26 protein-coding genes are annotated in these 23931 nt (G+C 58.9%); 16 read left to right on the forward strand and 10 right to left on the reverse strand.

Translation table 11 applies throughout. From position 1 onward, the window contains the following. Window positions 1–7: 7 nt before the first annotated feature. Window positions 8–3049 (forward strand): efflux RND transporter permease subunit, encoded by a 3042-nt coding sequence (locus AC2FEE_RS11300; RefSeq protein WP_496865257.1) that lies wholly within the window; start codon window positions 8–10, stop codon window positions 3047–3049. A gap of 19 nt (window positions 3050–3068) precedes the next feature. Here the strand turns inward: AC2FEE_RS11300 and AC2FEE_RS11305 are convergent, their stop codons facing one another. Both AC2FEE_RS11305 and carB read right to left on the reverse strand, forming a co-directional pair. Beyond that, on the reverse strand, window positions 3069–3479 hold the full coding sequence (locus AC2FEE_RS11305) for a VOC family protein (RefSeq protein ID WP_496865259.1): 411 nt from the start codon (window positions 3477–3479) through the stop codon (window positions 3069–3071). A gap of 253 nt (window positions 3480–3732) precedes the next feature. Then, window positions 3733–7077 (reverse strand): carbamoyl-phosphate synthase large subunit, encoded by a 3345-nt coding sequence (gene carB, locus AC2FEE_RS11310; protein ID WP_496865261.1) that lies wholly within the window; start codon window positions 7075–7077, stop codon window positions 3733–3735. Between the two features lie 176 nt (window positions 7078–7253). Between carB and AC2FEE_RS11315 the strand changes: the two genes are divergently transcribed. The 4 genes from AC2FEE_RS11315 (at window position 7254) to aspS (ending at window position 11506) form a co-directional block, all read left to right on the forward strand. Further along, window positions 7254–8381, forward strand: a complete 1128-nt coding sequence (locus AC2FEE_RS11315; RefSeq protein ID WP_496865497.1) for an aminodeoxychorismate synthase component I — start codon at window positions 7254–7256, stop codon at window positions 8379–8381. After that, entirely contained in the window at window positions 8336–8983 is a 648-nt protein-coding gene (locus AC2FEE_RS11320; RefSeq protein ID WP_496865263.1) for an aminotransferase class IV family protein, read from the forward strand. Before AC2FEE_RS11315 ends, AC2FEE_RS11320 begins: the two co-directional genes overlap by 46 nt. Further along, window positions 8980–9651: a CPBP family intramembrane glutamic endopeptidase gene (locus tag AC2FEE_RS11325; protein ID WP_496865265.1), complete on the forward strand. Its 672-nt coding sequence runs from the start codon at window positions 8980–8982 to the stop codon at window positions 9649–9651. Before AC2FEE_RS11320 ends, AC2FEE_RS11325 begins: the two co-directional genes overlap by 4 nt. A 79-nt stretch (window positions 9652–9730) precedes the next feature. Then, window positions 9731–11506: an aspartate--tRNA ligase gene (aspS, locus tag AC2FEE_RS11330; RefSeq protein ID WP_496865267.1), complete on the forward strand. Its 1776-nt coding sequence runs from the start codon at window positions 9731–9733 to the stop codon at window positions 11504–11506. Window positions 11507–11738: 232 nt separating this feature from the next. Here the strand turns inward: aspS and AC2FEE_RS11335 are convergent, their stop codons facing one another. Next, the gene (locus AC2FEE_RS11335; RefSeq protein WP_496865269.1) at window positions 11739–12455 is read right to left on the reverse strand and encodes a response regulator; all 717 of its coding nucleotides are present in this window, start codon (window positions 12453–12455) and stop codon (window positions 11739–11741) included. Window positions 12456–12589: 134 nt separating this feature from the next. Here AC2FEE_RS11335 and mce point away from each other — a divergent pair, with 134 nt between their 5' ends. Both mce and AC2FEE_RS11345 read left to right on the forward strand, forming a co-directional pair. After that, window positions 12590–12994, forward strand: coding sequence for a methylmalonyl-CoA epimerase (gene mce, locus AC2FEE_RS11340; RefSeq protein WP_170452613.1), 405 nt, complete (start codon window positions 12590–12592; stop codon window positions 12992–12994). 16 nt (window positions 12995–13010) lie between these two features. After that, window positions 13011–13286: a DUF1467 family protein gene (locus tag AC2FEE_RS11345; RefSeq protein WP_496865271.1), complete on the forward strand. Its 276-nt coding sequence runs from the start codon at window positions 13011–13013 to the stop codon at window positions 13284–13286. A gap of 3 nt (window positions 13287–13289) precedes the next feature. Here the strand turns inward: AC2FEE_RS11345 and AC2FEE_RS11350 are convergent, their stop codons facing one another. Together AC2FEE_RS11350 and AC2FEE_RS11355 are read right to left on the reverse strand one after the other, a co-directional pair. Beyond that, complete coding sequence (locus AC2FEE_RS11350) at window positions 13290–13985, reverse strand: EI24 domain-containing protein (protein WP_496865498.1); 696 nt, start codon at window positions 13983–13985, stop codon at window positions 13290–13292. Next, a complete protein-coding gene (locus AC2FEE_RS11355; RefSeq protein WP_496865273.1) occupies window positions 13985–14563 on the reverse strand; it encodes a nitroreductase family protein in 579 nt (192 codons plus the stop codon). The genes AC2FEE_RS11350 and AC2FEE_RS11355 overlap by 1 nt, the downstream gene beginning before the upstream one ends. Window positions 14564–14700: 137 nt before the next feature. On the opposite strand from AC2FEE_RS11355, the gene AC2FEE_RS11360 reads away from it, so the two are divergent. Continuing rightward, window positions 14701–14976 carry a DUF167 domain-containing protein gene (locus AC2FEE_RS11360; protein ID WP_496865274.1) on the forward strand — a complete coding sequence of 92 codons (276 nt, stop codon included), beginning with the start codon at window positions 14701–14703 and terminating at the stop codon, window positions 14974–14976. On the opposite strand, the gene AC2FEE_RS11365 is transcribed toward AC2FEE_RS11360, so the two are convergent. Then, entirely contained in the window at window positions 14964–15212 is a 249-nt protein-coding gene (locus AC2FEE_RS11365; RefSeq protein ID WP_496865276.1) for a DUF8831 family protein, read from the reverse strand. The two genes, AC2FEE_RS11360 and AC2FEE_RS11365, sit on opposite strands and share 13 nt — an antisense overlap. A gap of 122 nt (window positions 15213–15334) precedes the next feature. Here AC2FEE_RS11365 and AC2FEE_RS11370 point away from each other — a divergent pair, with 122 nt between their 5' ends. The 5 genes from AC2FEE_RS11370 to AC2FEE_RS11390 all read left to right on the forward strand — a co-directional run bounded on the left by AC2FEE_RS11370 (window position 15335) and on the right by AC2FEE_RS11390 (window position 17272). Then, window positions 15335–16042, forward strand: coding sequence for a M48 family metallopeptidase (locus tag AC2FEE_RS11370; RefSeq protein ID WP_496865278.1), 708 nt, complete (start codon window positions 15335–15337; stop codon window positions 16040–16042). Beyond that, window positions 16039–16407 carry a YigZ family protein gene (locus AC2FEE_RS11375; RefSeq protein WP_496865280.1) on the forward strand — a complete coding sequence of 123 codons (369 nt, stop codon included), beginning with the start codon at window positions 16039–16041 and terminating at the stop codon, window positions 16405–16407. The genes AC2FEE_RS11370 and AC2FEE_RS11375 overlap by 4 nt, the downstream gene beginning before the upstream one ends. A 68-nt stretch (window positions 16408–16475) precedes the next feature. Next, window positions 16476–16727: a DUF6455 family protein gene (locus tag AC2FEE_RS11380; RefSeq protein ID WP_496865281.1), complete on the forward strand. Its 252-nt coding sequence runs from the start codon at window positions 16476–16478 to the stop codon at window positions 16725–16727. Between the two features lie 15 nt (window positions 16728–16742). Beyond that, window positions 16743–17015 carry a DUF6455 family protein gene (locus AC2FEE_RS11385; RefSeq protein ID WP_496865282.1) on the forward strand — a complete coding sequence of 91 codons (273 nt, stop codon included), beginning with the start codon at window positions 16743–16745 and terminating at the stop codon, window positions 17013–17015. Beyond that, complete coding sequence (locus AC2FEE_RS11390; protein ID WP_496865283.1) at window positions 17012–17272, forward strand: DUF6455 family protein; 261 nt, start codon at window positions 17012–17014, stop codon at window positions 17270–17272. Before AC2FEE_RS11385 ends, AC2FEE_RS11390 begins: the two co-directional genes overlap by 4 nt. Here AC2FEE_RS11390 and AC2FEE_RS11395 read toward each other — a convergent pair whose 3' ends face one another. After that, window positions 17273–17515, reverse strand: coding sequence for a CDGSH iron-sulfur domain-containing protein (locus AC2FEE_RS11395; RefSeq protein ID WP_496865285.1), 243 nt, complete (start codon window positions 17513–17515; stop codon window positions 17273–17275). A gap of 229 nt (window positions 17516–17744) precedes the next feature. Between AC2FEE_RS11395 and AC2FEE_RS11400 the strand changes: the two genes are divergently transcribed. Then, window positions 17745–17933 carry a hypothetical protein gene (locus AC2FEE_RS11400; protein ID WP_170325890.1) on the forward strand — a complete coding sequence of 63 codons (189 nt, stop codon included), beginning with the start codon at window positions 17745–17747 and terminating at the stop codon, window positions 17931–17933. 132 nt (window positions 17934–18065) lie between these two features. After that, window positions 18066–18422 (forward strand): diacylglycerol kinase, encoded by a 357-nt coding sequence (locus AC2FEE_RS11405; protein WP_496865287.1) that lies wholly within the window; start codon window positions 18066–18068, stop codon window positions 18420–18422. 17 nt (window positions 18423–18439) lie between these two features. On the opposite strand, the gene AC2FEE_RS11410 is transcribed toward AC2FEE_RS11405, so the two are convergent. Continuing rightward, window positions 18440–18847: a hypothetical protein gene (locus AC2FEE_RS11410; RefSeq protein WP_496865288.1), complete on the reverse strand. Its 408-nt coding sequence runs from the start codon at window positions 18845–18847 to the stop codon at window positions 18440–18442. A 104-nt stretch (window positions 18848–18951) separates the two neighbouring features. Next, complete coding sequence (rimO, locus tag AC2FEE_RS11415; RefSeq protein ID WP_496865289.1) at window positions 18952–20340, reverse strand: 30S ribosomal protein S12 methylthiotransferase RimO; 1389 nt, start codon at window positions 20338–20340, stop codon at window positions 18952–18954. Window positions 20341–20436: 96 nt separating this feature from the next. Here rimO and AC2FEE_RS11420 point away from each other — a divergent pair, with 96 nt between their 5' ends. After that, window positions 20437–22392 (forward strand): AsmA family protein, encoded by a 1956-nt coding sequence (locus AC2FEE_RS11420; RefSeq protein ID WP_496865290.1) that lies wholly within the window; start codon window positions 20437–20439, stop codon window positions 22390–22392. Window positions 22393–22429: 37 nt separating this feature from the next. Here the strand turns inward: AC2FEE_RS11420 and AC2FEE_RS11425 are convergent, their stop codons facing one another. Then, entirely contained in the window at window positions 22430–23926 is a 1497-nt protein-coding gene (locus AC2FEE_RS11425) for a phosphomannomutase/phosphoglucomutase (RefSeq protein ID WP_496865292.1), read from the reverse strand. Between the last annotated feature and the right edge of the window lie 5 nt (window positions 23927–23931).

Raw genomic sequence — 23931 nt, forward strand, 5'->3', positions numbered from 1 at the left:
TTGACAGATGAACATCGCACGCGCCTCAATTGACCGGCCACTTTATACTTGGCTGATCATCCTGTTCGCCCTGTTTGGCGGTATCTGGGGGTTCCTGTCGCTGGGCCGTCTGGAAGACCCGGCCTTCACCATCAAAAACGCCGTCATCGCAACCCAGTACCCGGGTGCCACTGCGGAGCAAGTGGCGTTGGAGGTTTCAGAGCCGCTGGAATCTGCCATTCAGCAGATGGGCGAAGTCGATACCATCACATCGGTCAACCAACCCGGTTTCTCGCTGATCGAGGTCGAAATCAAATCTACCTATGACGGCACGGAACTGCCGAGTATCTGGACCGAACTGCGTGCCAAGGTGCGCGATGCGGCGCGAAGCTTGCCTCCGGGTGTTGGCACGCCTTTGGTCAATGACGGGTTCGGCGATGTGTTTGGCCTGTTTTATGCAGTAACAGCCGAAGGCTTTACAGACGCCGAGAAACACGAGCTGGCGACCTTTCTGCGGCGCGAGCTGCTGACCGTATCCGGTGTGGCGGATGTCGAAGTTATGGGCCTGCCTCAAGAAGCCATCTTTGTTGAACCCGACCTCGCCATTTCCGTGAACCAGAATGTGCCCATTCCGACCATCAACGAAGCCATTGCCAATGCGGATTCGGTGAACGCATCCGGTTCGGTTCGGTCGGAGAATGACCGCACCACGATCCTGACGGCCGAAGGGTCGGACTCCGTTTCGGCCATTGCCGGGTTGTCGGTGGGCTCGCAAGGGCAGGTGATCAACCTGTTCGACATGTCCCACGTTTATCGGGGTCGTCAGAGCGACCCGGATGTCATGATCCGGTTCAATGGCGCCGAGGCGTTCACTCTGGGCATCGCGGGGCTGTCGACCGAGAATATCGTCGAGGTCGGCCAACGCGCCGATGCCAAATTTGCCGAGCTGGATTCTCAAATCCCCTTTGGCGTAGAGATTCTGCCGATCTATCAGCAGCATGTGGTCGTCGAGCAGGCCTCGAATGACTTTCTGCTGAACCTGGCGATGTCCGTCAGTATTGTGGTTGCCGTGCTGGGTATCTTCATGGGTTGGCGTGCGGCGGTGGTCGTTGGCTCGACCCTATTACTGACCGTTGTGGGGACGCTGCTGTTCATGTCGATCTTCTCGATCGAGATGGAACGGATTTCGCTGGGCGCGCTGATTATTGCGATGGGGATGCTGGTGGACAATGCCATCGTTGTCGCCGAGGGGATGCAGATCGCCATGCTGCGCGGTAAGAACTCGCGCGATGCGGCGGATGAGGCCGCGTCCAAGACGCAGATACCGCTGCTGGGGGCCACGGTAATCGGCATCATGGCGTTTGCCGGGATCGGTCTCAGCCCCGATGCGACTGGCGAATTCCTGTTCTCGCTGTTTGCGGTGATCGGAATCTCACTGATGCTGAGCTGGGTGCTGGCGCTGACCGTGACACCTTTGTTGGGGCACTACTTCTTCAAACAGGGCAAAGCAGGTGAGGTTGATGCCTATGGCGGTATCATGTTCCGTGTCTACGGGGCGATCCTGCGTTGGTCGCTGCGGATGCGCTGGCTGGTGATTGCCGCCTTGGTCGGGATCACGGTGGCCTGTTTCGCGGGTTTCGGCCTTGTGAAACAGCAGTTCTTTCCGGACTCGAATACGCCGCTTTTCTTCGTGCATTACAACCTGCCGCAAGGCACGCCGATTGCCCGCACGGCCGAAGACATGGCCGTGTTCGAAGACTGGTTGGCCGAGCGCGACGATGTTGTGTCCGTCACCACCTTTGTCGGGCAAGGTGCGACCCGGTTTCTGCTTACCTATTCGGCGGAAAAGCCAAACCCCAGCTATGGCCATATGATCATTCGTACCAATACGCTGGATGAAATCCCGGCGCTGCGGGCAGAACTTGAGGCATTCGGTCAGGCGCAATTCCCCGAAGGTCAGTTCCGCACCAAGCGTCTGATCTTTGGTCCGGGCGGAGGTGATCCGGTTCAGGCGCGGTTCTCGGGCAGTGATCCGGCGGTGTTGCGTGAACTGGCCGACGCTGCGGTGCTGAAAATGCGCGAGGCTTCACCAAACGCGCTGAACGTCTATCACGACTGGCGCGAGCAGGAGCTGGCAGTGCAGCCGATCTACGCGACCGAGAGGGCCCAGACCGCCGGTGTCTCGCGCGAGGACATTGCAGCAACATTGCAGTTTTCGACAGATGGCATCACTGCCGGGGGATTCCGCGAGCGGGACCGCCAGATCCCGATCATCCTGCGCCGCCCTGCCGACGGAGACTACTCAATAGTGGATCAGGTCGTGTACTCGGATCAGTCGGAGAAGTTTGTTCCCATCGAGCAAATGGTCGATGGGTTCGAATACAAGGCGCTCAACACGTTGGTGCATCGCCGTGACCGGGTGCTGACGATCACCGTGGGCGCTGACATCCCGCCGGATTTGACGGCAGCACAGGTTCACTCCGAAGTCCGCGCTGCCATCGAGGGCATGGAGCTGCCGCCGGGGTATCGGATGGAATGGGGGGGGGAGTTCGAAAACGCTGGAGAAGCGAATGAAAGTCTTGGCCGCCAGCTGCCGCTGAGCCTGCTGATCATGGTGCTGATCTCGGTGTTGATCTTCAACGCAATCCGTCAGCCGATCATCATCTGGCTGCTGGTTCCGATGTCGGTGAACGGCGTGGTGATCGGTCTGCTTGGCACCGGTCTTCCATTTACCTTTACCGCGCTGCTTGGATTGCTCAGCCTGTCGGGGATGCTGATCAAGAACGGCATCGTTCTGGTCGAAGAGATCGATCTGGTCCGCGCCACCGGCAAACCCTTGAGAGAAGCGATTGTCGAGGCTTCAGTCTCGCGTCTGCGCCCCGTGATGCTGGCGGCAATCACCACCATTCTGGGGATGGCACCGCTGCTGACCGATGCGTTCTTCCGGTCCATGGCGGTGACGATCATGGGGGGCTTGGCCTTCGCCACGATCCTGACAATGGTTGCCGCGCCGGTCTTTTACCTCGTGTTTTTTGCACGGGATGAAAAGCGCGAGGCCGCAACGACCTGACGAATACCGGGTGGCTGCTTCAGTCGCCCGGATCTTCTGCCGGGTCGTAGTGATAGAAAAAACACGACAGCTTGTTGCCATCCGGGTCGCGCAGATAGGCGACATAGAAATCGGGCGCGTAGGAATCACGTGTGCCCGGAGCACCTTCGTCGGTGCCGCCGTGGTGCAGCCCCGTCGCGTGAAACCGCCGGACCTGCGCGGCACTTTGGGCAGGGAAGGCCATCATGGTTCCGTTGCCGACGCTGGCGGCCCTGCCGTCAAAAGGGGAACAGACCCAAAATCCGGTTCCGTCTTCCGGTTGCTTTCCCCAACCCGCGCGATTCCCGGACCATCCTGGCAGGCGGGGCTGTACCAGAATAGCAAAGATCGCGTCATAGAACCGGATGGCCCGTTTCAGGTCATTTGTGCCGTATGTGGTGTAAAGGCGCATGGCGCTCCTGCTGGTTTCAAGAAAGCATCATGCAGCGCACGTACGCACAGGGACATCAAAAACAGTGCTGAAGGCCGCTTCAGATCAGCGGAACCAGCGGTATGTCACACGCGGCCAACGTCATCAGAGTGGCGAAAACCATAAACCTGCGCATTTCTTTATCCTTCTGCTCGTTTGCAGAAAAGATGCGCGCCCGAAGACTCGGGGTCAACGGGCGCGTAAAAGGTGTTGGATATAAGCGGGTTCGGGCCGATCAGCCCTGCAGCGACTTCACCTCGACATCCCCTTCGGCCTGCGCCTTGATCGCCAACGCTGCGGCATGGCTGGCGGCAGCGGTGGTGAAATAGGGGATCTTGTCATAGAGCGCGATCGAGCGGATGGATTTACTGTCCTCGACCGCCTGTGCGCCTTCGGTGGTGTTCATCAGCAGTTGAACCTGACCGTCTTTCAGCATGTCAACGACGTCCGGACGGCCTTCATAGACCTTGTTGACCACGTCGCAGTTCACGCCGTGATTGGACAGCCAGCTTTGGGTGCCGCGGGTCGCAATCAGCTTGAACCCTTGCTGGGTCAAGACCTGAACGGCCTCGAGCATCGCGGCGGTCTTGTCAGCATCCTTGATCGAGATAAACGCGCGGCCCGAGGACGGCAGCACCATACCGGCCCCCATCTGTGCCTTAAGAAAAGCGCGCGGGAAGTCGCGGTCCCAGCCCATCACCTCACCGGTCGAGCGCATTTCCGGGCCCAAAATGGTGTCAACGCCGGGGAAACGGGCAAAGGGCAGCACGGCCTCTTTCACCGAGAACCACGGCATGTCCGGATCGGCCAGGGTCATCTGGTCGGCGATCTTGGTGTCCTTGCCTTCCTGATACGGCGGACGCATCGGGAAGTTCGACAGTTTCTCGCCTGCCATGACTCGCGCGGCAATCGAGGCAATCGCGCTGTCTGTCGCCTTGGCCACAAAGGGCACGGTGCGCGAGGCACGCGGGTTGACTTCGATCAGGTAGATTTCATCATCCTTGATCGCGAACTGTACGTTCATCAGGCCAACGACATTCAGTGCCTTGGCCAGTTTGAAGGTCTGATCCTTGATCTGTTCGATAATCTCTTTTGACAGCGAGTAGGGCGGCAACGAACAGGCCGAGTCACCCGAGTGAACACCGGCTTCTTCGATGTGCTGCATGATGCCTGCGACGTGCACGTCGGTGCCGTCGCACAGCGCGTCGACGTCCAGTTCGACCGCACCGGCCAAATAGCTGTCCAGCAGAACGGGGCTATCGCCTGAGACCACCACTGCCTCGTTGATGTAACGCTTCAACTGATCCATATCGCGCACGATTTCCATCGCGCGGCCACCCAAAACGTAAGAGGGGCGGATAACCAGCGGAAAGCCAATCTCTTCGGCAATTTCCAGCGCCTTTTCGTCGGTCGAAGCGATGCCGTTTTTCGGCTGTTTCAGGCCCAGATCGTTGACCAACGCCTGGAACCGCTCACGGTCTTCGGCCAGATCGATGGCGTCAGGCGTGGTGCCGAGGATCGGGATGCCCTCGACCTCGAGCGCATTGGCCAGTTTCAGCGGGGTCTGGCCGCCGAACTGAACAATGACGCCGTGCAGAGTGCCGTTTTCCTGTTCCTTCGCCAGGATTTCCATGACGTGTTCGAAGGTCAGCGGCTCGAAATACAGACGGTCCGAGGTGTCGTAGTCGGTCGAGACCGTCTCGGGATTGCAATTGACCATGATGGTCTCATACCCAGCCTCGGTCAGCGCGAAGCAGGCATGACAGCAGCAATAGTCGAACTCGATGCCCTGACCGATCCGGTTCGGACCACCGCCGAGAATGACAACCTTCTTACGGTCACTCGGACGAGCCTCACACTCGACTTCACCCATCATTGGCGCTTCATAGGTCGAATACATATAAGGTGTCTGAGCCTCGAACTCGGCCGCGCAGGTGTCGATGCGTTTGAACACAGCGGTGACGCCCAGATTGCGGCGGGCACGGCGGACGTTGTCCTCGTCCCGGCCCGTCAGGTTACCCAAGCGCGCATCAGTGAAGCCCAGCATTTTCAGCCTACGGATGCCTGCTTCGGTGACGGGCAGGCCGTCTTTGCGGACCTGGCGCTCGGCTTCGATAATCTCGCGAATACGGGCAAGAAACCATGGGTCGAACTTGGTGACGCCAAAGATCTCGTCATCAGTCAGGCCGTGACGCATCGCCTGTGCGATGGTGCGCAGACGGTCGGGCGTCTGCTGGCTGATTGCCTTGATCACAGCCGCCTTGTCGTCGGCTTCTTCCCAGACACCGACATTCAGGCCGGGAATCTCGATTTCGTCAAAGCCGGTCAGGCCGGATTCCATCGAGGCCAGCGCCTTTTGCATCGACTCGTGGATGGTGCGGCCAATGGACATGGCCTCACCCACCGATTTCATGGCGGTGGTCAGGTAGGGTTCTGAGCCTGGGAACTTCTCGAACGCAAACTTCGGGATCTTGGTGACGACATAATCGATGGTCGGCTCGAACGAGGCCGGGGTGACCTTGGTGATGTCGTTGTCCAACTCGTCAAGGGTGTAACCTACGGCCAGCTTTGCGGCGATCTTGGCAATTGGGAAACCGGTCGCCTTGGACGCCAGCGCGGACGACCGCGACACGCGCGGGTTCATCTCGATCACGACCATCCGGCCATCTTCAGGATTGATCGCCCACTGAACGTTCGAACCGCCGGTTTCGACCCCAATCTCACGCAGAACGGCAATCGAGCCGTTACGCATGATCTGGTATTCCTTGTCGGTCAGCGTCAGGGCAGGGGCCACGGTGATCGAGTCACCAGTGTGCACGCCCATCGGGTCAATGTTTTCGATGGAACAGACGATGATCGCGTTGTCGGCGGTGTCGCGCACCACCTCCATCTCGTACTCTTTCCAGCCCAGCAGGCTTTCGTCGACGAGGATCTGGTTGACCGGCGAGGCATCCATGCCAGAGCGGCAGAAATGGATATAATCCTCGCGGTTATAAGCCACACCGCCGCCGGTACCGCCCAAAGTAAAGGCGGGGCGGATGATGGCAGGCAGGCCGATCTCTTCCAACTCGTCCAGCGCCATCTGTACGCCTGCGTCCAGATCGGTGCCGCCGTTTTCGGTCTTGGGCGCGGTTATGATAGTAGCCTTGGGATTTTCCAGACCCAGCCGGTCCATCGCCTCGCGGAACAGTTTGCGGTCTTCGGCCATCTCGATAGCGTCCCGCTTGGCTCCGATCATCTCAACGCCGAATTTGTCTAAAACCCCCATCTCTTCCAGTGCCAGTGAGGTGTTCAGGCCGGTCTGCCCGCCCATGGTGGGTAGCAGCGCGTCGGGACGTTCTTTTTCGATGATCTTGGCAACAACCTCGGGGGTGATAGGCTCGATATAGGTGGCGTCCGCTAGCCCGGGGTCGGTCATGATCGTCGCCGGGTTTGAATTCACCAGAATGACCCGGTATCCTTCTTCGCGCAGCGCCTTACAGGCCTGAGCGCCGGAATAGTCGAACTCGCAGGCCTGACCAATAACAATGGGGCCCGCCCCGATGATCATGATCGACTTGATGTCGGTTCTTCTCGGCATGGCCCTGTTCCTTCGATTGTCCGCGAGTCAGGGCACCCCCAAGTGCCCAAATTGTCCTGCGTTATAGGGACCGCGCGAAAAGGTTCAAGGGGTATCGGAATTGGGTGTGAAATTGCCGCTTTCCCCTCTTTCCCTTGCCGCCCTATCCTCTATACCGCGCAACACGGCAAATGAGGATGCAATTGCGTATTCGTTTTGATCAGGGGCCGGCCGGGCCCGGAACCAATTTCGACCGGCCTGCTAAGGTGATCCGCGCGGACAAGGCGGAAGACGTGCCCCACGCGTTGGCGGCGCTGGATGAGGCGCGTGTGGAAGGGGCGTGGCTGGCGGGCTATGCCAGCTACGAGTTGGGCTATGCGCTGGAGCCCCGACTGACCGACCGTTTACCACAGGATCGCCGCCTGCCTTTGTTGTGCTTTGGCGTCTATGATGCACCTGCCCAACATGAGCTGCCTGCGGCCTCGGGCGGTGTCACCGGATTTGAGCCGCGCTGGGACGAACCCCGCTATACCAGAGCCTTTCAGCAGGTTCACGATGCCATCGGGGCCGGGGATATCTATCAGGCCAACCTAACCTTTCCCATCGACCTGACCGTCGAGGGTGACAGCGCCGCGCTTTATGCTGCTTTGGCGAGCGGGCAGCCGGTAGGTCACGGTGCGCTGGTTCAGCAGGACGGTCTGCCTGATCTTCTCAGCCGCTCGCCCGAGTTGTTCTTTCGCACCGAGGCGGATCGGATGATCGAAACCCGTCCGATGAAGGGTACCCAACCCCGCAGCGAGGATATGGCCGAGGACGCTCGGCGGCGAGCCTTCCTTTCGATCGACGAAAAGAATCGGGCCGAGAACCTGATGATCGTCGATCTGCTGCGCAATGATATCAGCCGCGTCGCGCTGCCCGGTTCGGTTAAGGTGCCCGAGCTGTTCAAGGTCGAAACTTATGCCACCGTGCACCAGATGATCTCTCTGGTGCAGGCGCAGCTGCATCTGGGGGCTGAACTGTCAGACATCCTGATGGCACTGTTTCCCTGTGGTTCGATCACTGGCGCACCGAAAATCCGCGCGATGGAGATCCTTTCCGACCTCGAACCCTGGCCCCGCGACATTTATTGTGGCGCCATTGGCTGGGCCGCGCCCGACGGGCGTTCCGAATTCAACGTGGCAATACGAACACTGATGGTTGAAGATGGCACGGCTACCCTTAACGTGGGTGGCGGTGTGGTCTGGGACAGCACGGCCCCGTCCGAATATGAGGAAGCGCTATGGAAAGCCCGCTTTGCCCACCAGCTGACCCTGAATTCCGCCTGATAGAGACTCTGGCCTTTCGGCCGGGGCAGGGGTTTGTTCGGTGTGACCGTCATCTGGCCCGCATGGCCCGGTCGGCCAAAGCTTTTGGGATTCCATTCGATGCCGGCCTGGCTGCTGAATTGCTTAGTGATGTTGTGGATTCATCGACGTTGCGGTGCCGGTTGACGCTGGCAGCAAACGGACGGTTGGATGTGACGACTGGAGCACTGGCCGACACCCCTCCGGTCTGGCGGATGGCCATCGCAAAGCCACGTCTGACCGCGTCTGACATCTGGTTGCAGCACAAGACGACACAACGCGCGATTTATGACACCGCCCGCGCGTCGCTGCCGGAAGGGGTCGATGAGATCCTGTTTCTCAACGAGCGTGATGAGCTGTGCGAAGGTACGATCACTAACCTGTTTCTGCGTATGCCGGACGGCCGCCAATTGACGCCTGCCTTACGCTGTGGGGTTCTGCCGGGTATCCTGCGCGAAGAATTGCTGGAAAGTAAGCAGGTTACCGAAGCCTCCCTGACCTTGACCGACCTGAAAAACGCAACAAAGGTCTATATGGGAAATTCGTTGCGTGGTCTGATCCAGACGGAGTTGGCAATACAGTGAGCAAACAAACAGATTGGGCGGGCAATGCTGCCGCACATCTGCGATTGCGACTGGAATTCGGTTTGTTTTTCATCGCCGCACCAGTTTTGATCGCGGTGTTTCTTCCACCGAACTGGATGTTTCCGTCACTGTTTGCCTTCACGGCCATTGGGATTGTCCTGTTACATATTACGCCGGGATTTGCCTGGGCCGAGCTGCGGTATAACTGGCGCAACTGGTCCTGGAGCGAGATCACTGCCTTTGCGCTTGCCATGACGGCCGTCTGTTCTGCCCTCGTGATGGCCACGCGCCCCGATGCCGCTTTTTTCCTGCTGCGAAACCGCCCCGAGTTCCTGATGGTAATCTGGTTTGCATACCCGATCATGTCAGCGCTGCCACAAGAACTGTTGTTCCGGTCCCTGTTCTTCCGCCGTTATTACGCGATCCTGCCAGATGGGCGGGCGGCTTATCTTCTGAACGCTTCGCTGTTTTCACTGGCGCATCTGATGTACTGGAGTTGGCTTGTCGCCGTCATGACCTTTGCCGGAGGGTTGCTGTTCACCTGGGCATATCGCAAGCGCGGATCGTTTTTCTATGCGGTCCTGCTGCACGCAATTGCGGGGAACGTCATCTTTGCGGCAGGTCTTGGCATCTATTTCTACTCGGGCAACGTGCAAAGGCCGTTTTGAGCGGGATACTTGCCTTGACTTTCCAAGCCTGACGGGGTGTATCGGCGCGACGAATTCTGCGCCCGAAGGGATATGATCCATGCACGCCTATCGCAGCCACACCTGCGCCGCTCTGACCGCCGCCAATGTCGGCGAAACCGTTCGCTTGTCCGGCTGGGTACATCGGGTTCGAGATCACGGTGGCGTTCTGTTCATCGACCTGCGCGACCATTTCGGCGTAACGCAGGTTCTGTGCGACGGCGACAGCGCGGCCTTTGCCGAGTTGGAGAAGGTGCGTTCGGAATGGTGTATCCGGATCGACGGCACCGTTAAAGCGCGTGATCCGGAACTGGTGAACCCAAAACTGCCCACCGGTGAAATCGAAGTTTACGTGCGTGGGCTTGAGGTTCTGGGTGCCGCCGATGAGCTGCCGCTGATGGTGTTCGGCGATCAGGAATACCCCGAGGAAACCCGCCTGCGCTATCGCTATCTGGACCTGCGCCGTGAGGCGATGCAGCAGAATATGACCCTGCGTTCGGACGTCGTGGCCTCGATGCGCCGCCGTATGTGGGATCAGGGCTTCCGTGAGTATCAAACGCCGATCATCACGGCATCCTCGCCCGAAGGTGCGCGTGATTTCCTGGTGCCTTCGCGTCTGCATCCGGGCAAGTTCTATGCGCTACCGCAGGCACCGCAACTGTTCAAACAGCTGATCATGGTGTCGGGCTTTGACAAGTATTTCCAGATCGCACCGTGTTTCCGCGACGAAGACCCGCGCGCCGACCGCTCGCCTACCGATTTCTACCAGCTTGACCTCGAGATGTCGTTTGTCGAGCAGCAGGACGTGTTCGACACCATCCAACCCGTTCTGACCGGCGTGTTCGAAGAGTTCGGCGGTGGCCGCAAGGTTGACCAGGACTGGCCGCAGATTTCCTATAAGGACGCGGCGCTGTGGTACGGTTCTGACAAGCCCGACCTGCGCAATCCGATTAAAATGCAAGTGGTCTCCGACCACTTCCGCGGGTCCGGCTTCGCGATTTTCGCGAAGCTGCTGGAGCAGGAAGGCACCGAAATCCGCGCCATCCCTGCACCAACTGGCGGCAGCCGCAAGTTCTGCGACCGCATGAACGCCTTTGCCCAGAAAGAGGGTCTGCCCGGTATGGGCTACATCTTCTGGCGCGATCAGGGTGAGGGTATGGAGGCTGCGGGACCGCTGGCCAAGAACATCGGCCCCGAGCGGACCGAAGCGATCCGGCAGCAGCTGGGTCTGGGCGTCGGCGATGCTGCGTTCTTCCTCGGCGGCAAGCCGAAAGCCTTTGAAAAGGTCGCAGGCAAGGCGCGCGATGTGATCGGTGAGGAACTGAACCTGACCGAAAAAGACCGTTTCGCCTTTGCCTGGATCGTGGACTTCCCGATCTACGAGCAGGACGAGGAAACCGGCGCGATTGATTTTGAACACAACCCGTTCTCGATGCCGCAGGGTGGTTTGGATGCCCTGAACGGTAACCCGCTGGATGTTCGCGGCTATCAGTACGATCTGGCCTGCAACGGCTATGAGCTGGTTTCGGGCGCGATCCGGAACCACAAGCCCGAAATCATGCTGAAAGCCTTTGAACTGGCAGGTTATGGCGAGGACGAAGTAAAATCTCGCTTTGGTGCTTTGTTCAGCGCTTTCCACTACGGCGCCCCGCCGCACGGCGGCTGTGCTGCCGGGATCGACCGGATCGTGATGCTGCTGGCTGATGAGGCCAACATCCGCGAAGTCATGATGTTCCCGATGAACCAGCGCGCCGAGGACCTGATGATGGACGCGCCCTCGGATCCGACCTCGGATCAGTTGATGGAACTGGGATTGCGCATCATCCCGCAGGATTGAGCAAAGGCCCGTCGCAAACTATGCGGCGGGTTTTTCGTTTGGAACTCTCTCGGAGAGTGCGTGGTTCAATCACTTACCGGGCCTGACAAGCGCGGGGCTGCTGTCTGACGCGGTACACATGGGGCAGGGGGTTGTTCCACGCGCGACCCGGATGTTCCTGGCCGTCGTTCTGGTCTGATAATAGGCCCAGATACTCAGGATCGTGGCGGTCAGAAAGTAAGCTGTCGCCATCTCAGATCGCCTCGCGCTGTTCCAGCCGCGCCTGAACTATGCCGGCAACCTGAGCGGCCAGCGCGGTAACGGGCGTACCACGTGCACGGGATTCCGCCAGTTTTTGGGCCGCACCGGCCAGAATCGTGTCCTCGGCATCCCGGGCAACGCCGCGCAGGAATTGCGCCGCATAGTCCAGTGTGCGGCGATCGTTCGGCCCGGCCAGAACATCCGCGATATGTGCCATGTCGTCCTGATAGGCCATCGGGTCGGGGCGAATGACCTCATCCCGAATGGCATGCAGGCTGTTGGGACGGCGGTCTTCGGGCAAGCTTTCTAAAATGAACTGCTGGAAGTGCGACAGTGATTTCAGCGGTTTGGCCAGAAACCCGTCGGCCCCCGCCTGCAGTGCGGAGTTCTGTGCATGGTCATCCCCGGACATCCCCAGAATGGCACCGATACGCGGGCTGGCCGCGGTCAGTTCGGCGATCAGATCAGCCCCGGAGCCATCCGGAAGGCCGATATCCACCAGGATGACCGACGGACGATAAATCTGAAGGTGACGTCGCGCCGATGTCAGGCAATCGGCGCGCCGGATGCGGGCACCGCTGTGCAGGCACATAAGCCGGATCGCATCGCAGGCATAGCGGCTGTCTTCAACAACCAGGATGGTTTGACCCAGCAGAGGCCGCGTGGCCGTCGGCTGCGCGGGGGAGGTGAAGGGGCTCGAATCGTCCATGGCAGAACTCCTAATCAGCAGATGCCCCACGCTAGGAAGTTCTGGCTAACACGACGTTAACGGCAATTTGGCGCACTTGTTCTTTGGTCAAACAGTCCCCATAACCGCTGCAACGCAGAACGGAGGAGAGTTCCATGATTGGTCGTCTGAACCATGTCGCCATTGCCGTGCCCGATCTTGAGGCCGCATCCGAGCAGTATCGCAGCGCACTGGGTGCCAAGGTCGGCGCGCCGCAAGACGAACCCGATCACGGCGTGACTGTGGTGTTCATTGAACTGCCCAACACCAAGATCGAACTGCTCTATCCGCTGGGCGACGACAGCCCGATCAACGGATTTCTGGAAAAGAACCCGGCCGGCGGCATTCACCATGTGTGCTATGAGGTTGAGGATATCATCGCGGCCCGCGACCATCTGAAGGAATCCGGTGCCCGCGTTCTGGGATCAGGAGAACCCAAGATCGGCGCGCATGGCAAGCCGGTGCTGTTCCTGCACCCCAAGGATTTCAACGGCTGCCTGGTCGAACTGGAACAGGTCTGAACCAAGCGAGGCTGTCATGACGATCACCGCTGCACTGGTTTTGTTTGCCGTCATCTGGTTCATGACACTGTTGGTTGTGCTGCCGATCCGCATCAAGACGCAGGGTGATCTGGGCGACATCGTTCCGGGCACCCATGCAGGTGCGCCGGAAGTGCATCACATGAAGAAAAAGCTCTGGATCACCACCGGGATTTCGGTGGTGCTCTGGGCGATCATTGCCGGGATCATAATCTCGGGCGTGATCTCGGTGCGCGACTTTGACTGGCTGAACCAGCTTGAGCCGCGGGATTAAGTGTCAGGACGCAGGCCCCGACAGCTTGTGATAGATATGGGTGAAGGTGGCTGCCCCGAGGATCGGGATCACCAGATTCACCAGCGGCACCGACAGTGGTATGGCCATCAGGGTGCCGGCCAGCCAGATAGTAGGTGTATGCTTGGCGCGCAGCTTGCGCGCGCCTTCACGTCCGATCCGACGCATCGCGGCCAGTGTGAAATACTCCCGACCCAGCAGAAACCCGTTCATCGCCCAGAAAATGAACGGGGCCAGCGGCGTGAAAATCGCATATAGGATCAGCGCCAGCAGGTTGGCAATAATCAGAACGCCCATAAAGCTCAGAGCGTCGCGCATTCCTTCGCTGAGAGGAATGCCGGGCACGGTGGGCAGTGTGGGATAGTGCTTGTCCTCAACCGCCTGCGCGACCTCTTCCAGAAACATCGAAATGATGGCCGAGGCGACAGGCATCATCAGGAAAACCGGCAGGATCAGCACCACGAATATGCCGGAGTAGTTCAACACGTCGTTCAGCCACGGCACAGCGCCGATCCAGGGCAGCGAAATCTCATCCCCGGACAGCCAGTTGATCAGCCAGATTGCACCGGCACAGGCTGCGATCAACAGCACAATCGTCAGACCAACACCGCGCAGCAGAACGGCGCGGAACTTGGGATCTCCGATCTGACCAAGCGCTGCGAAGAACGCGTTGAAGATCATCATTCCGAGACCCACTCGGTCAGTGCCGTCACATCGGGGCGTGGACGTTCGGGCGGGGCGCTGCCTTCTGTTGCAATATGGATCAGGCCGGCGATGCGTTCGTTGTTTTGCAGCCCAAAGGCCTGACGACAGAACGCGGGGTCATGGACCTGCCAGCCGGACAGCCAGTTCGCGCCCCAACCGGTCGCCAATGCTGCATTCAATAGCGCCAGGCACACAGCACCTGCGGAGTAGGTCTGTTCGATCGCCGGGACCTTTTCCGACGGCTTTTGGACCTCGACCACCGCCACGGCCAGATGGCCCATGTCAAACTGGCTCCGGGCTTTTGCGATGTCCTCGGGTGCTTTTCCCAGTCTCTCGCCACAGTCCTGCGTTAATGCCGACAGGCGGTCCATTGCGCCTTTTTCAAGTACGATAAAACGCCAGGGTTCCAGCTTGCCGTGATCCGGGCTGCGGGCGGCGGCAGTCAGCAAGGGCAAAAGCTCTTCGCGTGTTGGTGCCGGAGCGACCAGCGTCTTCGCAGGACGGGACCGGCGCGATTGAAGAAATTCCAGGGCGGCCGGGTTTTTCAAGGACATATGTTAACTTCCTTTACATGGGCAGTCTGTATCTGGTTGAGCATCTGGCGCGTTTCAAGTGCAAACAGCTGGAGATGCGGGATCAATTTCATTCCCCGATCCGCCGTGCAAGAGTGTTTGCGAGCAAGAGGAAAAAGATGGCAAAACCTAAACTGCGCGATGTGCCGGATTTAAGTGCCCATGCCACTGCCGGCGCGGCAATTCCGGTCCGGGTGACGCCCAAAGCGGCAAAGGACAGCATTGTCTTGGAAAAGGGCACAATCCGCATCACCGTGACCGCTCCACCCGAAAACGGCAAAGCGAATGACGCCGTGCGTCGGATACTGGCCGTTGCCATGGGCGTTGCCCCGTCCGAATTGACCCTGAAACAGGGGCAGACCGCGCGGGACAAGCTGTTTGTCTATGCGCCCTGATCCGGTTTTTCGTGGATCTGATACACGCCCTCGGGCAGGTCCAGCGCGGCAGCCAGATCGCGCACCTGTTCGGGCGACAGGGTTATCTTCTGAATCTGGTCCGTACGAGGGTCCAATTGCTCAAGCGTCACACATTCGGCGAAGCTGTTGATGACGACATCCTCTTGCAAAGGCTTGGGGCCTTCGTCCACCAGAGTAATGACTGTCGAGTCGAATTCATGCTCAATCGAAAACATGAAACCAAAGTGCAGGGCGTTGGGCGGCAATGCAACCCGTTCCCTTGCAGTCACGTGGTGGCAGTCCCGCGCGGGGCGCGCTATGGTTTTTCAAACGGGATCGCCGTTTCAAAGGAATATGAATGCGCCGTCTGACCTATTTACTGTTTCCTCTGGTGCTGGCGGCCTGCAGCACCGGTGTCCTGCGTGTACAACCGGCGGCGGAATGGTCGCAGGATTCGAGTGAATTTCTCGTCGATGCGAAAACCTTTCAGGAGATCAGCCGCGCAGTTGGCAAAGAGGCCCGGACGGAGTGCCTGCGCCAGGCCCGGGTCAGCAATTGTGATTTCACGGTTCTGGTCGATCTGAATCCGCGTGCACCGGCTAATGCGTTTCAGACTCGCGACGACAGGGATCAGCCAGTGATCATCTTTACTCGTGCGATGATTCAGTCGGCGGAAAATGCCGACGAGCTGGCCTTTGTGATGGGGCATGAAGCGGCCCATCACGTGTTGGGGCATATCGACCGGCAATCGCAAAACGCGCAGGAAAGTGCCGCGATCTTCAACGATCTGGGCAAGCTGCATGGCGAGGATGGCGAAGACCTCGAGCGCTCGCAGAAGCTGGGGGCCGAGGTCGGCGTGCAGGTGAATGTAAAGGCCTTTGAACTGGAAGCGGATCAACTGGGAACAATCATCACCCACAACGCAGGATATAACCCTCTGATCGGCGCAAAATATTTCGACCGCCTTCCTGATCCGGGGGATAAGTTTCTGGGCACACATCCCCCAAATGCAGCGCGGGTTCAGATCGTTCAGGATACAGCAAGACAGTTGGGTCTGACACAATGACGTCTGTGACACGACTGGGCGTGATCCTGACGGACCGGGGATCCAAATATGCAGTGACGGGTGCACGCGTCAGCACGCGTGCGGATGTTGACGCGGTGTTGCAGGACCTCAAGTCGGACAAGGCCTATGCGAAGGCCACGCACAACACCTGGGCGGCTGTTTTGTCCACGGGTGCGCTCAAGGCGGATGACGGCGAAAGCGGCGCTGGCATGGTGATCCTGCGTATGTTGGAACGTGCAGGGATGGATAACCACGTGGTGATCGTCACCCGCTGGTATGGCGGAAAAAAGCTGGGTGGGGACCGTTTCCGCCGCGTGCAGGATGCCACCCGGGCCTATCTGGATCACATCGGAATGGGGTCTTGACCTGAGTCAAAGGCCCGTTTGGGGCGTTGAGCTATCCTGTTCTGGACGCGTGACAGAAAGGATCTTCGATGCCCAACCGAGAAGTTCTGAAACTCCATGCCGGTCTGGTGGACCGGATGGCCTCCAAACTGGGGGTGGATTTGCAAGAGGCGGCTATCGGTGGCGACGTGTCGATCGACCAGCTGTCCGACGCTGTACTGAATTGCACGGACTGCCCGAACCCCGGCCATTGCCTGCGTTTTCTGAATCAGTCCGCCTTGGTTACCCGAACGCCGGAATACTGTCGCAACCAGGAACTGCTCGGCAGACTTACCCCCTAACCACCGGAGAACCCGATGCCGCATCTCGGAGAGATCATGACCCATCTGCGTCTTGTCCTGCATATGGGACAGGTGACCGGAACGGACATGGTCGAGGCGCACCAGAAAGGGCACCTGACCCAGCAGGACTGGTCAGAGATGATACAATATTGTCGGGGCTGCAGTTGGGCCAACCGGTGCCCCGACTGGCTGGATCAACATGAAACCGTAGCTGGCGCTCCGCAAACCTGCAAAAACCGACAACGGTTTGCGGCGCTCAAAGCAAGACAAGTGCAGGAAAACGCATGAAACGGGTTGCTCTGGGAGATGTCGAGAAACACTTTTGGCTCAGCCGGTCTGTGGCGCGGTGCATGAATATCTCGCTGACCGAAGCGATGGCCGAAGGTCGACTGTCACCGGATCGATACGCTGAACTGGTGACTCGCTGCCGAGCATCGAGTTGCAGTGGCCAATGCGCAATATGGTTGTCCGAACAACAATCCGAGGCCCACGCGGCCCCGGATTTCTGCGCCAATGCCGATCTGTTGAACGCGCTGAAGTCCTGATCAGACCTTGGAGTGAGTCCCGTCACATAGCGGCGGTTTTGCGCTGTGCTTGCACCCACAGAAAAAGACTTTCTTGCTGCCGTTCGCCGTGTATTTGACCGGCTCGAACCCGGTGCCCTTGTGGGATCCGTCGCAAAACGGTTGCCGCTTGGATTGGCCGCACGCGCACCAGAAATAGCTTTTTCCTTCGGTTACCTCGACCGGGAAGGGACCTTTTTGCGCGATGGTGGGGCTGTCTGACATGGGGCTACTCCGTCTTTGGCTGATGTCATCCCAAGAGTGTAGACCGATGCGTGGAAAACGGTAGCTTATACTCATAAATCCGCTGTTTCTGAGGGGGTTACCAGCGTGGTTCCGCCTTTACTCACAAACCTGTGATTGAATTCGTTGCAAAAAAATCTTCAAGGCCCTATTCTATGCCCGGCCCCGAATTCTTGGGCAATATCAGGAAATTAATAGAGGAATGACGGACATGAAACTCAAATTTGCTGCCGTAGGTGCATTTGCCCTTGTTTTGGCTGCTTGCTCTCAGCAGGAAGAGCCGGCACCGGTATACATCACGCCTGAGTATGACAAATACGGCACGCCGAGCTGCCCGGCAGGGACCGAGCTGGCCACGACCGAAGCTGGTCAGACCGTCTGTAACCCGGTCGCTCAATAAGAACTCCGCGGGTGGCTTTTTGCCAAAGCCGCCCGCACAAATATCACTGACATGGCCGCCCACTGGGCGGTTTCTTCTTGTCTGCCGGGCACTATTTCGGTTTCAGTTTCAGCCAGCAAAAGTTGAGGGCAGATGAGAACCTTTTTTACCCGTCTCAAGGACCGCACCCGCTGGAGTTGGCAGGGCGTCGTCGCCACATGGCATGCAGAATACTCGTTCCGGTCGTGGGTCTGGGCGAACCTGGTGTCCGCAGCATTGGCGCTGTGGTTGCCGGTGGGCGATGGAATACGCGCATTGATACTGGCTTTGGGGCTGCTTGTCCTGGTGGCCGAATTGCTCAACACCGCGATTGAGCGTGCCGTTGACCACACCTCAACCGATCACAATGTGCTGGCCGGTCAGGCCAAGGACGCAGCCAGTGCAGCAGTTGCGTTGACGGCTGTGGCCACAGGGGTGGCCTGGATAGTCGGGTTAGTCAGCCTTCTCTGAGGCAAGCCGCGGCTTTCCTACCAGCCAAAGCGAAAACCCCGGCGCTGTATGCCGTAGTTTTGTGGAATGTGGTAAGGCGAGGTGTGTCTCTTTGGGAATCCCCGCGCCGAGCGGTGGTGTCGTTTCGTCGGTTTCAGGTAATAAGCTTTGGGCTTGGTCTTTTGGTAGTAGACCTTGGGTTTCGCCTTGTGATGATAAACCTTGGTCTTAGGCTGATGAACCCTGGCCTTGGAGTGATAGGCGTTGGGCGCGCCATAGTATCTGTGCACGTGGTGCTTGCTGCGAAGATGAAGGCTCAGCGGTTTGGAGCCGATGATAATGAACCCGCCCGAGCTGACGCTTTCGGCAATGGCGGGCACCGCATAAAGCTGGGCGGCAAGGATCGTTGCTATACATTTCAGGCCGAAGGGGCGCGGACAAGACATTGAACCCTCCTTCACACAAGGCGGAATGTCCTGTCATCATCCACGAATCGCGTCGTAAACGCCAATAAACTTGGCTCACGCTTTGCCCAGACAAGGTGAATGGGTCAGACCAGCTTGCCCCACAGGTCGTATTCGCCGGCCTCATCGACCTCGACCGAGACGATATCGCCGGGTTTGAGGGTTTCAAAGCCTTCGTCGATGAACAGATTGCCATCAATCTCGGGCGCGTCGGACTTAGTACGGCAGGTGGCGGCCTCGTCATCGACCTCGTCTACGATCACGTCAATTGTCTGGCCAGCCTTTGCGGCCAGCTTGGCCTCAGAGATCGCCTGCGCCTTTTCCATGAACCTTTCCCAGCGATCCTGCTTGACCTCGGCCGGAATGTGATCGGGCAGGTCGTTCGACCGCGCACCATCCACGTTTTCGTATTGAAAGCATCCCACACGATCCAGTTGCGCCTCATCCATCCAGTCCAGCAGAGTTTGGAACTCGGCGTCGGTCTCACCGGGATAGCCAACGATGAAGGTCGACCGCAAGGTGATGTCGGGGCAGGTCGCGCGCCACGCCGCGATTTCGTCCAGCGTCCTGGCGGCCGCAGCTGGCCGGGCCATGCGCTTCAGAACGTCCGGGTGGGCGTGTTGGAACGGAATGTCCAGATAAGGCAGCACGTTACAGCCTGCATCTGCCATCAGCGGAATCAACTCACGTACATGCGGGTAGGGATAGACGTAATGCAGGCGGACCCAGGCATTGAGCTGCCCGAGTTCACGCGCCAGATCCGTGACGTGGCTGCGCACCTCACGGTCTTTCCACGGGTTCACATCATATTTTCGGTCGAGCCCATAGGCCGAGGTGTCCTGCGAGATCACCAGCAATTCACGCACGCCATTGGCGACCAGCTTTTCGGCTTCACGCAACACCGCATGAGCCGGACGGCTGACCAGTTTGCCGCGCATGTCCGGGATGATGCAGAACTTGCACTTGTGGTTACAGCCCTCGGAGATTTTCAGGTAGCTGTAGTGGCGCGGGGTCAGTTGCACACTGGCGGCGGGCAGCAGGTCCACGAAGGGGTCTGGGTCGGGTGGAACAGCGGTGTGCACGGCATCCAGCACCTGTTCGTACTGATGCGGCCCTGTCACGGCCATGATACGGGGATGATGTTCGCGGATGTAATCTGGCTCAGCCCCCAGACATCCGGTCACGATGACTTTGCCGTTTTCCACTAAAGCTTCGCCAATAGCATCCAGAGATTCAGCCTTTGCGCTGTCGAGGAACCCGCAAGTGTTCACAATCACGGCATCGGCCCCGGAGTAATCCGGCGAAATACCGTACCCTTCTGCTCGCAGGCGGGTCAGAATCCGCTCGCTATCGACCAACGCCTTGGGGCAACCCAGTGACACCATACCAATGGTCGGCTGGTTCAGACGCGGCGTGTCGGTGATCCGGGCAGCAGGTGCCAGGTCGGGGCGGAGGTTTGGCGGGTTTGAGCTCATGGCGCGGCATATAGTGGGGAAAGCTTCCCCTTGCAAATGGGGGCTAGGCTTTGAATGATCTTTTCAACGCATGCCCAATAAGCGGAGAGCAGAAAAATGAAGTGGCTGTTGCGCATTCTCTTCCTGTTTGTGGTCGCCATCGGCCTTGTCATCGGCGCGTTATTGCTGATGCCGGGCGACAAGCTGGCCGCGATCCTGGTCGAACAGGTCAAAAAGGAGACGGGCCGCGAGTTGACCCTGTCCGGAGAAGTGAACCTGTCTTTTTGGCCGGTTCTGGGGGTTGAGACCGGTCCTGTTACGTTCGGCAATGCGCCTTGGGCAGGGCCGGACCCGATGCTCAGTGCCGAAAGCCTGGCGGTTGGGGTTGATGCTGCCGGATTGTGGAATGGTGACTTCCGGATACGTCGAGTCATTGCAGACAAGCCGGTCCTACGGTTGGAACTGTCAGACGGGCGCGGGAATTGGGAGCTAAGCACCGCCAGCCCTCAGCCGACCTCTGGTGGCGGCACTGCACCTTCCGAAGCGTCTTCGCAGGGGGTGGTGACTCTGGACCGTCTGGAACTGACCAACGCGCGCCTTCTTTATATCGAGAATGGCACGACGACGTATGATTTTTCGAATGTTGATCTGTCCGCCAACTGGCCTGACCCGACTGCTCCTATGATAATGGAGGCGCGGATGGCCGTTCCGGGCGGCAACGTGAAGGTGGATTTGGAAATCCCGGACCTGCCCGCCTACGCCTCGGGTGCTGTAACGCCGCTGCAACTGGCCCTGACAGCGCCGGGAGGAGAGTTCGGGTTTGACGGCCGCGTCAACACTGCAGGCGAGATGGACGGAAATCTGGAGGTTAAGACCAAAAGTACAGAAAAGATGCTGGCCGCATTCGGGCAGGACGGTGTCGGGGTGCCGTTGGGGTTGGGTCGTGCCGCCGATGTGACGGGACATATGACCTATACGAGTGATGGCCGTATATCGTTGCGAAACTTGGTGGCGCAGCTGGATCACAACCGTTTCACCGGTGAGGCGGATATCGAGATTTCGGACCCACCCAAAATCACAGCGCGGCTAAAGGGCGGCGATATCGACCTGTCCCGCTACAACGACCCACCTACTCTGACCGGGGGTGAATCCGATACGACATCAACACCGGAAAGCGGTTGGTCAGCCGTTCCAATCGATGCTTCTGCCTTGGCCTTGGCGAATGGAGAGATTCGCCTGACGGCTTCATCCATTGCCGTACCAGAACTGACATTGGGGCCAAGTGACCTGACGCTCAGCCTCGACCGGTCGCGGGCGGTGCTGCGGATGAGCCCGGCCACTTTGTTTGCAGGTCAGGTGAACGGGCAGGTGGTTGCCAATAACAGGAACGGTCTGTCAGTCGGCGGTAAGCTGAACGCCCAAGGCATCGACCTGAAACAAGCCCTGTCCGCAGTGGCCGGGATAAACCGTTTGACGGGTGCAGCTTCCGGTGATTTCGAGTTTTTGGGCGTCGGGCAGACCGAGGACCAGATTATGCGATCCCTCAGCGGCAAAGGTAGCCTGAATGTAGGGCAGGGTGTAATTTCGGGCTTTGACCTAGACCGCCTGATGGGGCGGGGCAAGGGGGCTGGCGGGACGACGGTGTTCAACAGTCTGACGGCCAGCTTCATCATCGATCAGGGTATTCTGACCAACAATGACCTGTTGATGTCGCTGGATAATTTCCGGGCTGACGGAACTGGACAGGTCAATATCGGGGCGCAAACGATTGACTATCTGTTCACGCCTACTGCTCTCAGGGCCAATTCCGGGCAGGGCTTGTCGGTACCGGTTCGCGTTGTTGGGCCGTGGAGCGACCCGTCCATCAAGCCTGACCTGACAAAAGTGATCGAAGCCGCAGCCGAGGGGCAACTCAAGGACCTGGAAGACGACGCCAAGCAAAAGGTGCTGGACAAGGTCAGCGATGAGTTGGGCACCGTGGTGACCGACAGTGAAAGCGCAGAGGACGCTTTAAAAAACAAGCTGGAAGAAGAGGCTAGGAAAGGCCTGCTCAAGCTGTTGGGCGGAGACTAAAACGGGGCGCCCACGGGCACCCCAATTCTGTTTCCGATCAGATGGTCTGGTCGTAATCGCCGACGCCGGGTTCGGTCCGGATCACGGCGTCGATATCGGCGAAGATGGCGCGCATTTCGTCTTCGCTGTGGCTGCTTTCGCAGACCACAACAAGGTTGGGCGTGTTCGAGGACGCGCGCACCAGCCCCCAGCTGCCATTGTCCAGAATGACCCGCGCGCCGTTGACGGTGACTACCTCCTTGATCGCGCGACCCGCAAACGCCTCGCCCGCGTCGGCTTTGGCGACCAGCTTGTCGACCAGACGCTTGAGGATGTCGTACTTTTCGGTGTCGGCGGCATAGGGCGACATGGTCGGGGTCGACCAGGTTTTCGGCAGCGCCTTGCGCAGGTCCGACATGCTTTTGTCCGGGTTACGATCCATCAGTTTGCAGATTTCAACCGCGACCCGCATGCCGCAGTCATAGCCGCGCCCGATCGGCTCGGCCAGGAAGTAGTGGCCCGATTTCTCAAACCCGGCCAGAGCGTTGATTTCCTTGACCCGGCGCTTCATATGGCTGTGACCGGTTTTCCAATAGTCAGCTTTGACCCCATGGGCCTGCAACTCGGGGTCGCTGGCGAAAAGACCGGTTGATTTGACATCAGCCACAAACGTCGCGTTGGGGTACAGCTTGGCCAGATCGCGGGCCATGATCACGCCGACCTTGTCGGCAAAAATTTCTTCACCCTCGTCATCAACAACGCCGCAACGGTCGCCGTCCCCATCAAACCCCAGCGCCATGTCAGCGCCGCTGGATTTCACGGTGTCGGACATGTCGTGCAGCATCTCCATGGCCTCGGGGTTGGGGTTGTAGTTCGAGAAAGTGTAGTCCAGTCGGTTGTGGCTGGGCACCACCTCGACACCCATCCGTTCAAAAACCTCCGGTGCAAAGGCCGAGGCCGTTCCGTTGCCAGTCGCGCATACGACCTTCAACGGACGGGACATTTTGAAATCACCGACCAGATCGTCGATATACGCCTCTTTCACGCCATCCACAAATTCGTACGAGCCGCCTTCGTGCGGATCACCTTCGCCGTTCAGAACAATATCGCGCAGCTCCGACATCTCGTCCGGGCCATGGGTCAGCGGGCGCTCAAAGCCCATCTTCACACCCGTCCAGCCGTTGGGATTGTGGCTGGCGGTGACCATGGCCACGGCGGGCACGTCCAGATGGAACTGGGCGAAATAGGCCATGGGGCTAAGCGCCGGGCCGATATCCTTGACTTGGATTCCTGCCTGCATCAGGCCCAGGATCAGCGCGTTTTTGATCGCCAGAGAATAGTCGCGATAATCATTGCCGACCGCAATCACAGGCTCGATCCCGCGTTTGCGCATCTGGGTGCCCAGACCCAGACCCAATGCTGTCATACCGGGCAGATTGATCTCTTCGGGATATTTCCAGCGGGCATCGTATTCCCGGAAACCCGTGGGTTTTATCATTGGGTCGCGTAAAAAGCTCCAGGTGTTCGGGGTCACCTCAGGGATGGGTTTGGTCATGCTAT

Source organism: Ruegeria sp. YTSC199 (genome assembly GCF_059609725.1).

Excerpts from the sequence above, each read along its gene's own strand:
- AC2FEE_RS11395 (WP_496865285.1), bottom strand. The coding sequence starts at position 17,515 with ATGTCAGACAGCCCCACCATCGCGCAAAAAGGTCCCTTCCCGGTCGAG.
- AC2FEE_RS11385 (WP_496865282.1), top strand. The coding sequence starts at position 16,743 with ATGCCGCATCTCGGAGAGATCATGACCCATCTGCGTCTTGTCCTGCAT.
- AC2FEE_RS11390 (WP_496865283.1), top strand. The coding sequence starts at position 17,012 with ATGAAACGGGTTGCTCTGGGAGATGTCGAGAAACACTTTTGGCTCAGC.
- AC2FEE_RS11335 (WP_496865269.1), bottom strand. The coding sequence starts at position 12,455 with ATGGACGATTCGAGCCCCTTCACCTCCCCCGCGCAGCCGACGGCCACG.
- AC2FEE_RS11400 (WP_170325890.1), top strand. The coding sequence starts at position 17,745 with ATGAAACTCAAATTTGCTGCCGTAGGTGCATTTGCCCTTGTTTTGGCT.
- rimO (WP_496865289.1), bottom strand. The coding sequence starts at position 20,340 with ATGAGCTCAAACCCGCCAAACCTCCGCCCCGACCTGGCACCTGCTGCC.
- AC2FEE_RS11300 (WP_496865257.1), top strand. The coding sequence starts at position 8 with ATGAACATCGCACGCGCCTCAATTGACCGGCCACTTTATACTTGGCTG.
- AC2FEE_RS11350 (WP_496865498.1), bottom strand. The coding sequence starts at position 13,985 with ATGATCTTCAACGCGTTCTTCGCAGCGCTTGGTCAGATCGGAGATCCC.
- AC2FEE_RS11345 (WP_496865271.1), top strand. The coding sequence starts at position 13,011 with ATGACGATCACCGCTGCACTGGTTTTGTTTGCCGTCATCTGGTTCATG.
- AC2FEE_RS11370 (WP_496865278.1), top strand. The coding sequence starts at position 15,335 with ATGCGCCGTCTGACCTATTTACTGTTTCCTCTGGTGCTGGCGGCCTGC.
- AC2FEE_RS11410 (WP_496865288.1), bottom strand. The coding sequence starts at position 18,847 with ATGTCTTGTCCGCGCCCCTTCGGCCTGAAATGTATAGCAACGATCCTT.
- AC2FEE_RS11420 (WP_496865290.1), top strand. The coding sequence starts at position 20,437 with ATGAAGTGGCTGTTGCGCATTCTCTTCCTGTTTGTGGTCGCCATCGGC.
- AC2FEE_RS11375 (WP_496865280.1), top strand. The coding sequence starts at position 16,039 with ATGACGTCTGTGACACGACTGGGCGTGATCCTGACGGACCGGGGATCC.
- mce (WP_170452613.1), top strand. The coding sequence starts at position 12,590 with ATGATTGGTCGTCTGAACCATGTCGCCATTGCCGTGCCCGATCTTGAG.
- AC2FEE_RS11405 (WP_496865287.1), top strand. The coding sequence starts at position 18,066 with ATGAGAACCTTTTTTACCCGTCTCAAGGACCGCACCCGCTGGAGTTGG.
- AC2FEE_RS11355 (WP_496865273.1), bottom strand. The coding sequence starts at position 14,563 with ATGTCCTTGAAAAACCCGGCCGCCCTGGAATTTCTTCAATCGCGCCGG.
- AC2FEE_RS11305 (WP_496865259.1), bottom strand. The coding sequence starts at position 3,479 with ATGCGCCTTTACACCACATACGGCACAAATGACCTGAAACGGGCCATC.
- AC2FEE_RS11425 (WP_496865292.1), bottom strand. The coding sequence starts at position 23,926 with ATGACCAAACCCATCCCTGAGGTGACCCCGAACACCTGGAGCTTTTTA.
- AC2FEE_RS11360 (WP_496865274.1), top strand. The coding sequence starts at position 14,701 with ATGGCAAAACCTAAACTGCGCGATGTGCCGGATTTAAGTGCCCATGCC.
- AC2FEE_RS11320 (WP_496865263.1), top strand. The coding sequence starts at position 8,336 with ATGGAAAGCCCGCTTTGCCCACCAGCTGACCCTGAATTCCGCCTGATA.
- AC2FEE_RS11365 (WP_496865276.1), bottom strand. The coding sequence starts at position 15,212 with ATGTTTTCGATTGAGCATGAATTCGACTCGACAGTCATTACTCTGGTG.
- aspS (WP_496865267.1), top strand. The coding sequence starts at position 9,731 with ATGCACGCCTATCGCAGCCACACCTGCGCCGCTCTGACCGCCGCCAAT.
- AC2FEE_RS11315 (WP_496865497.1), top strand. The coding sequence starts at position 7,254 with ATGCAATTGCGTATTCGTTTTGATCAGGGGCCGGCCGGGCCCGGAACC.
- AC2FEE_RS11380 (WP_496865281.1), top strand. The coding sequence starts at position 16,476 with ATGCCCAACCGAGAAGTTCTGAAACTCCATGCCGGTCTGGTGGACCGG.
- carB (WP_496865261.1), bottom strand. The coding sequence starts at position 7,077 with ATGCCGAGAAGAACCGACATCAAGTCGATCATGATCATCGGGGCGGGC.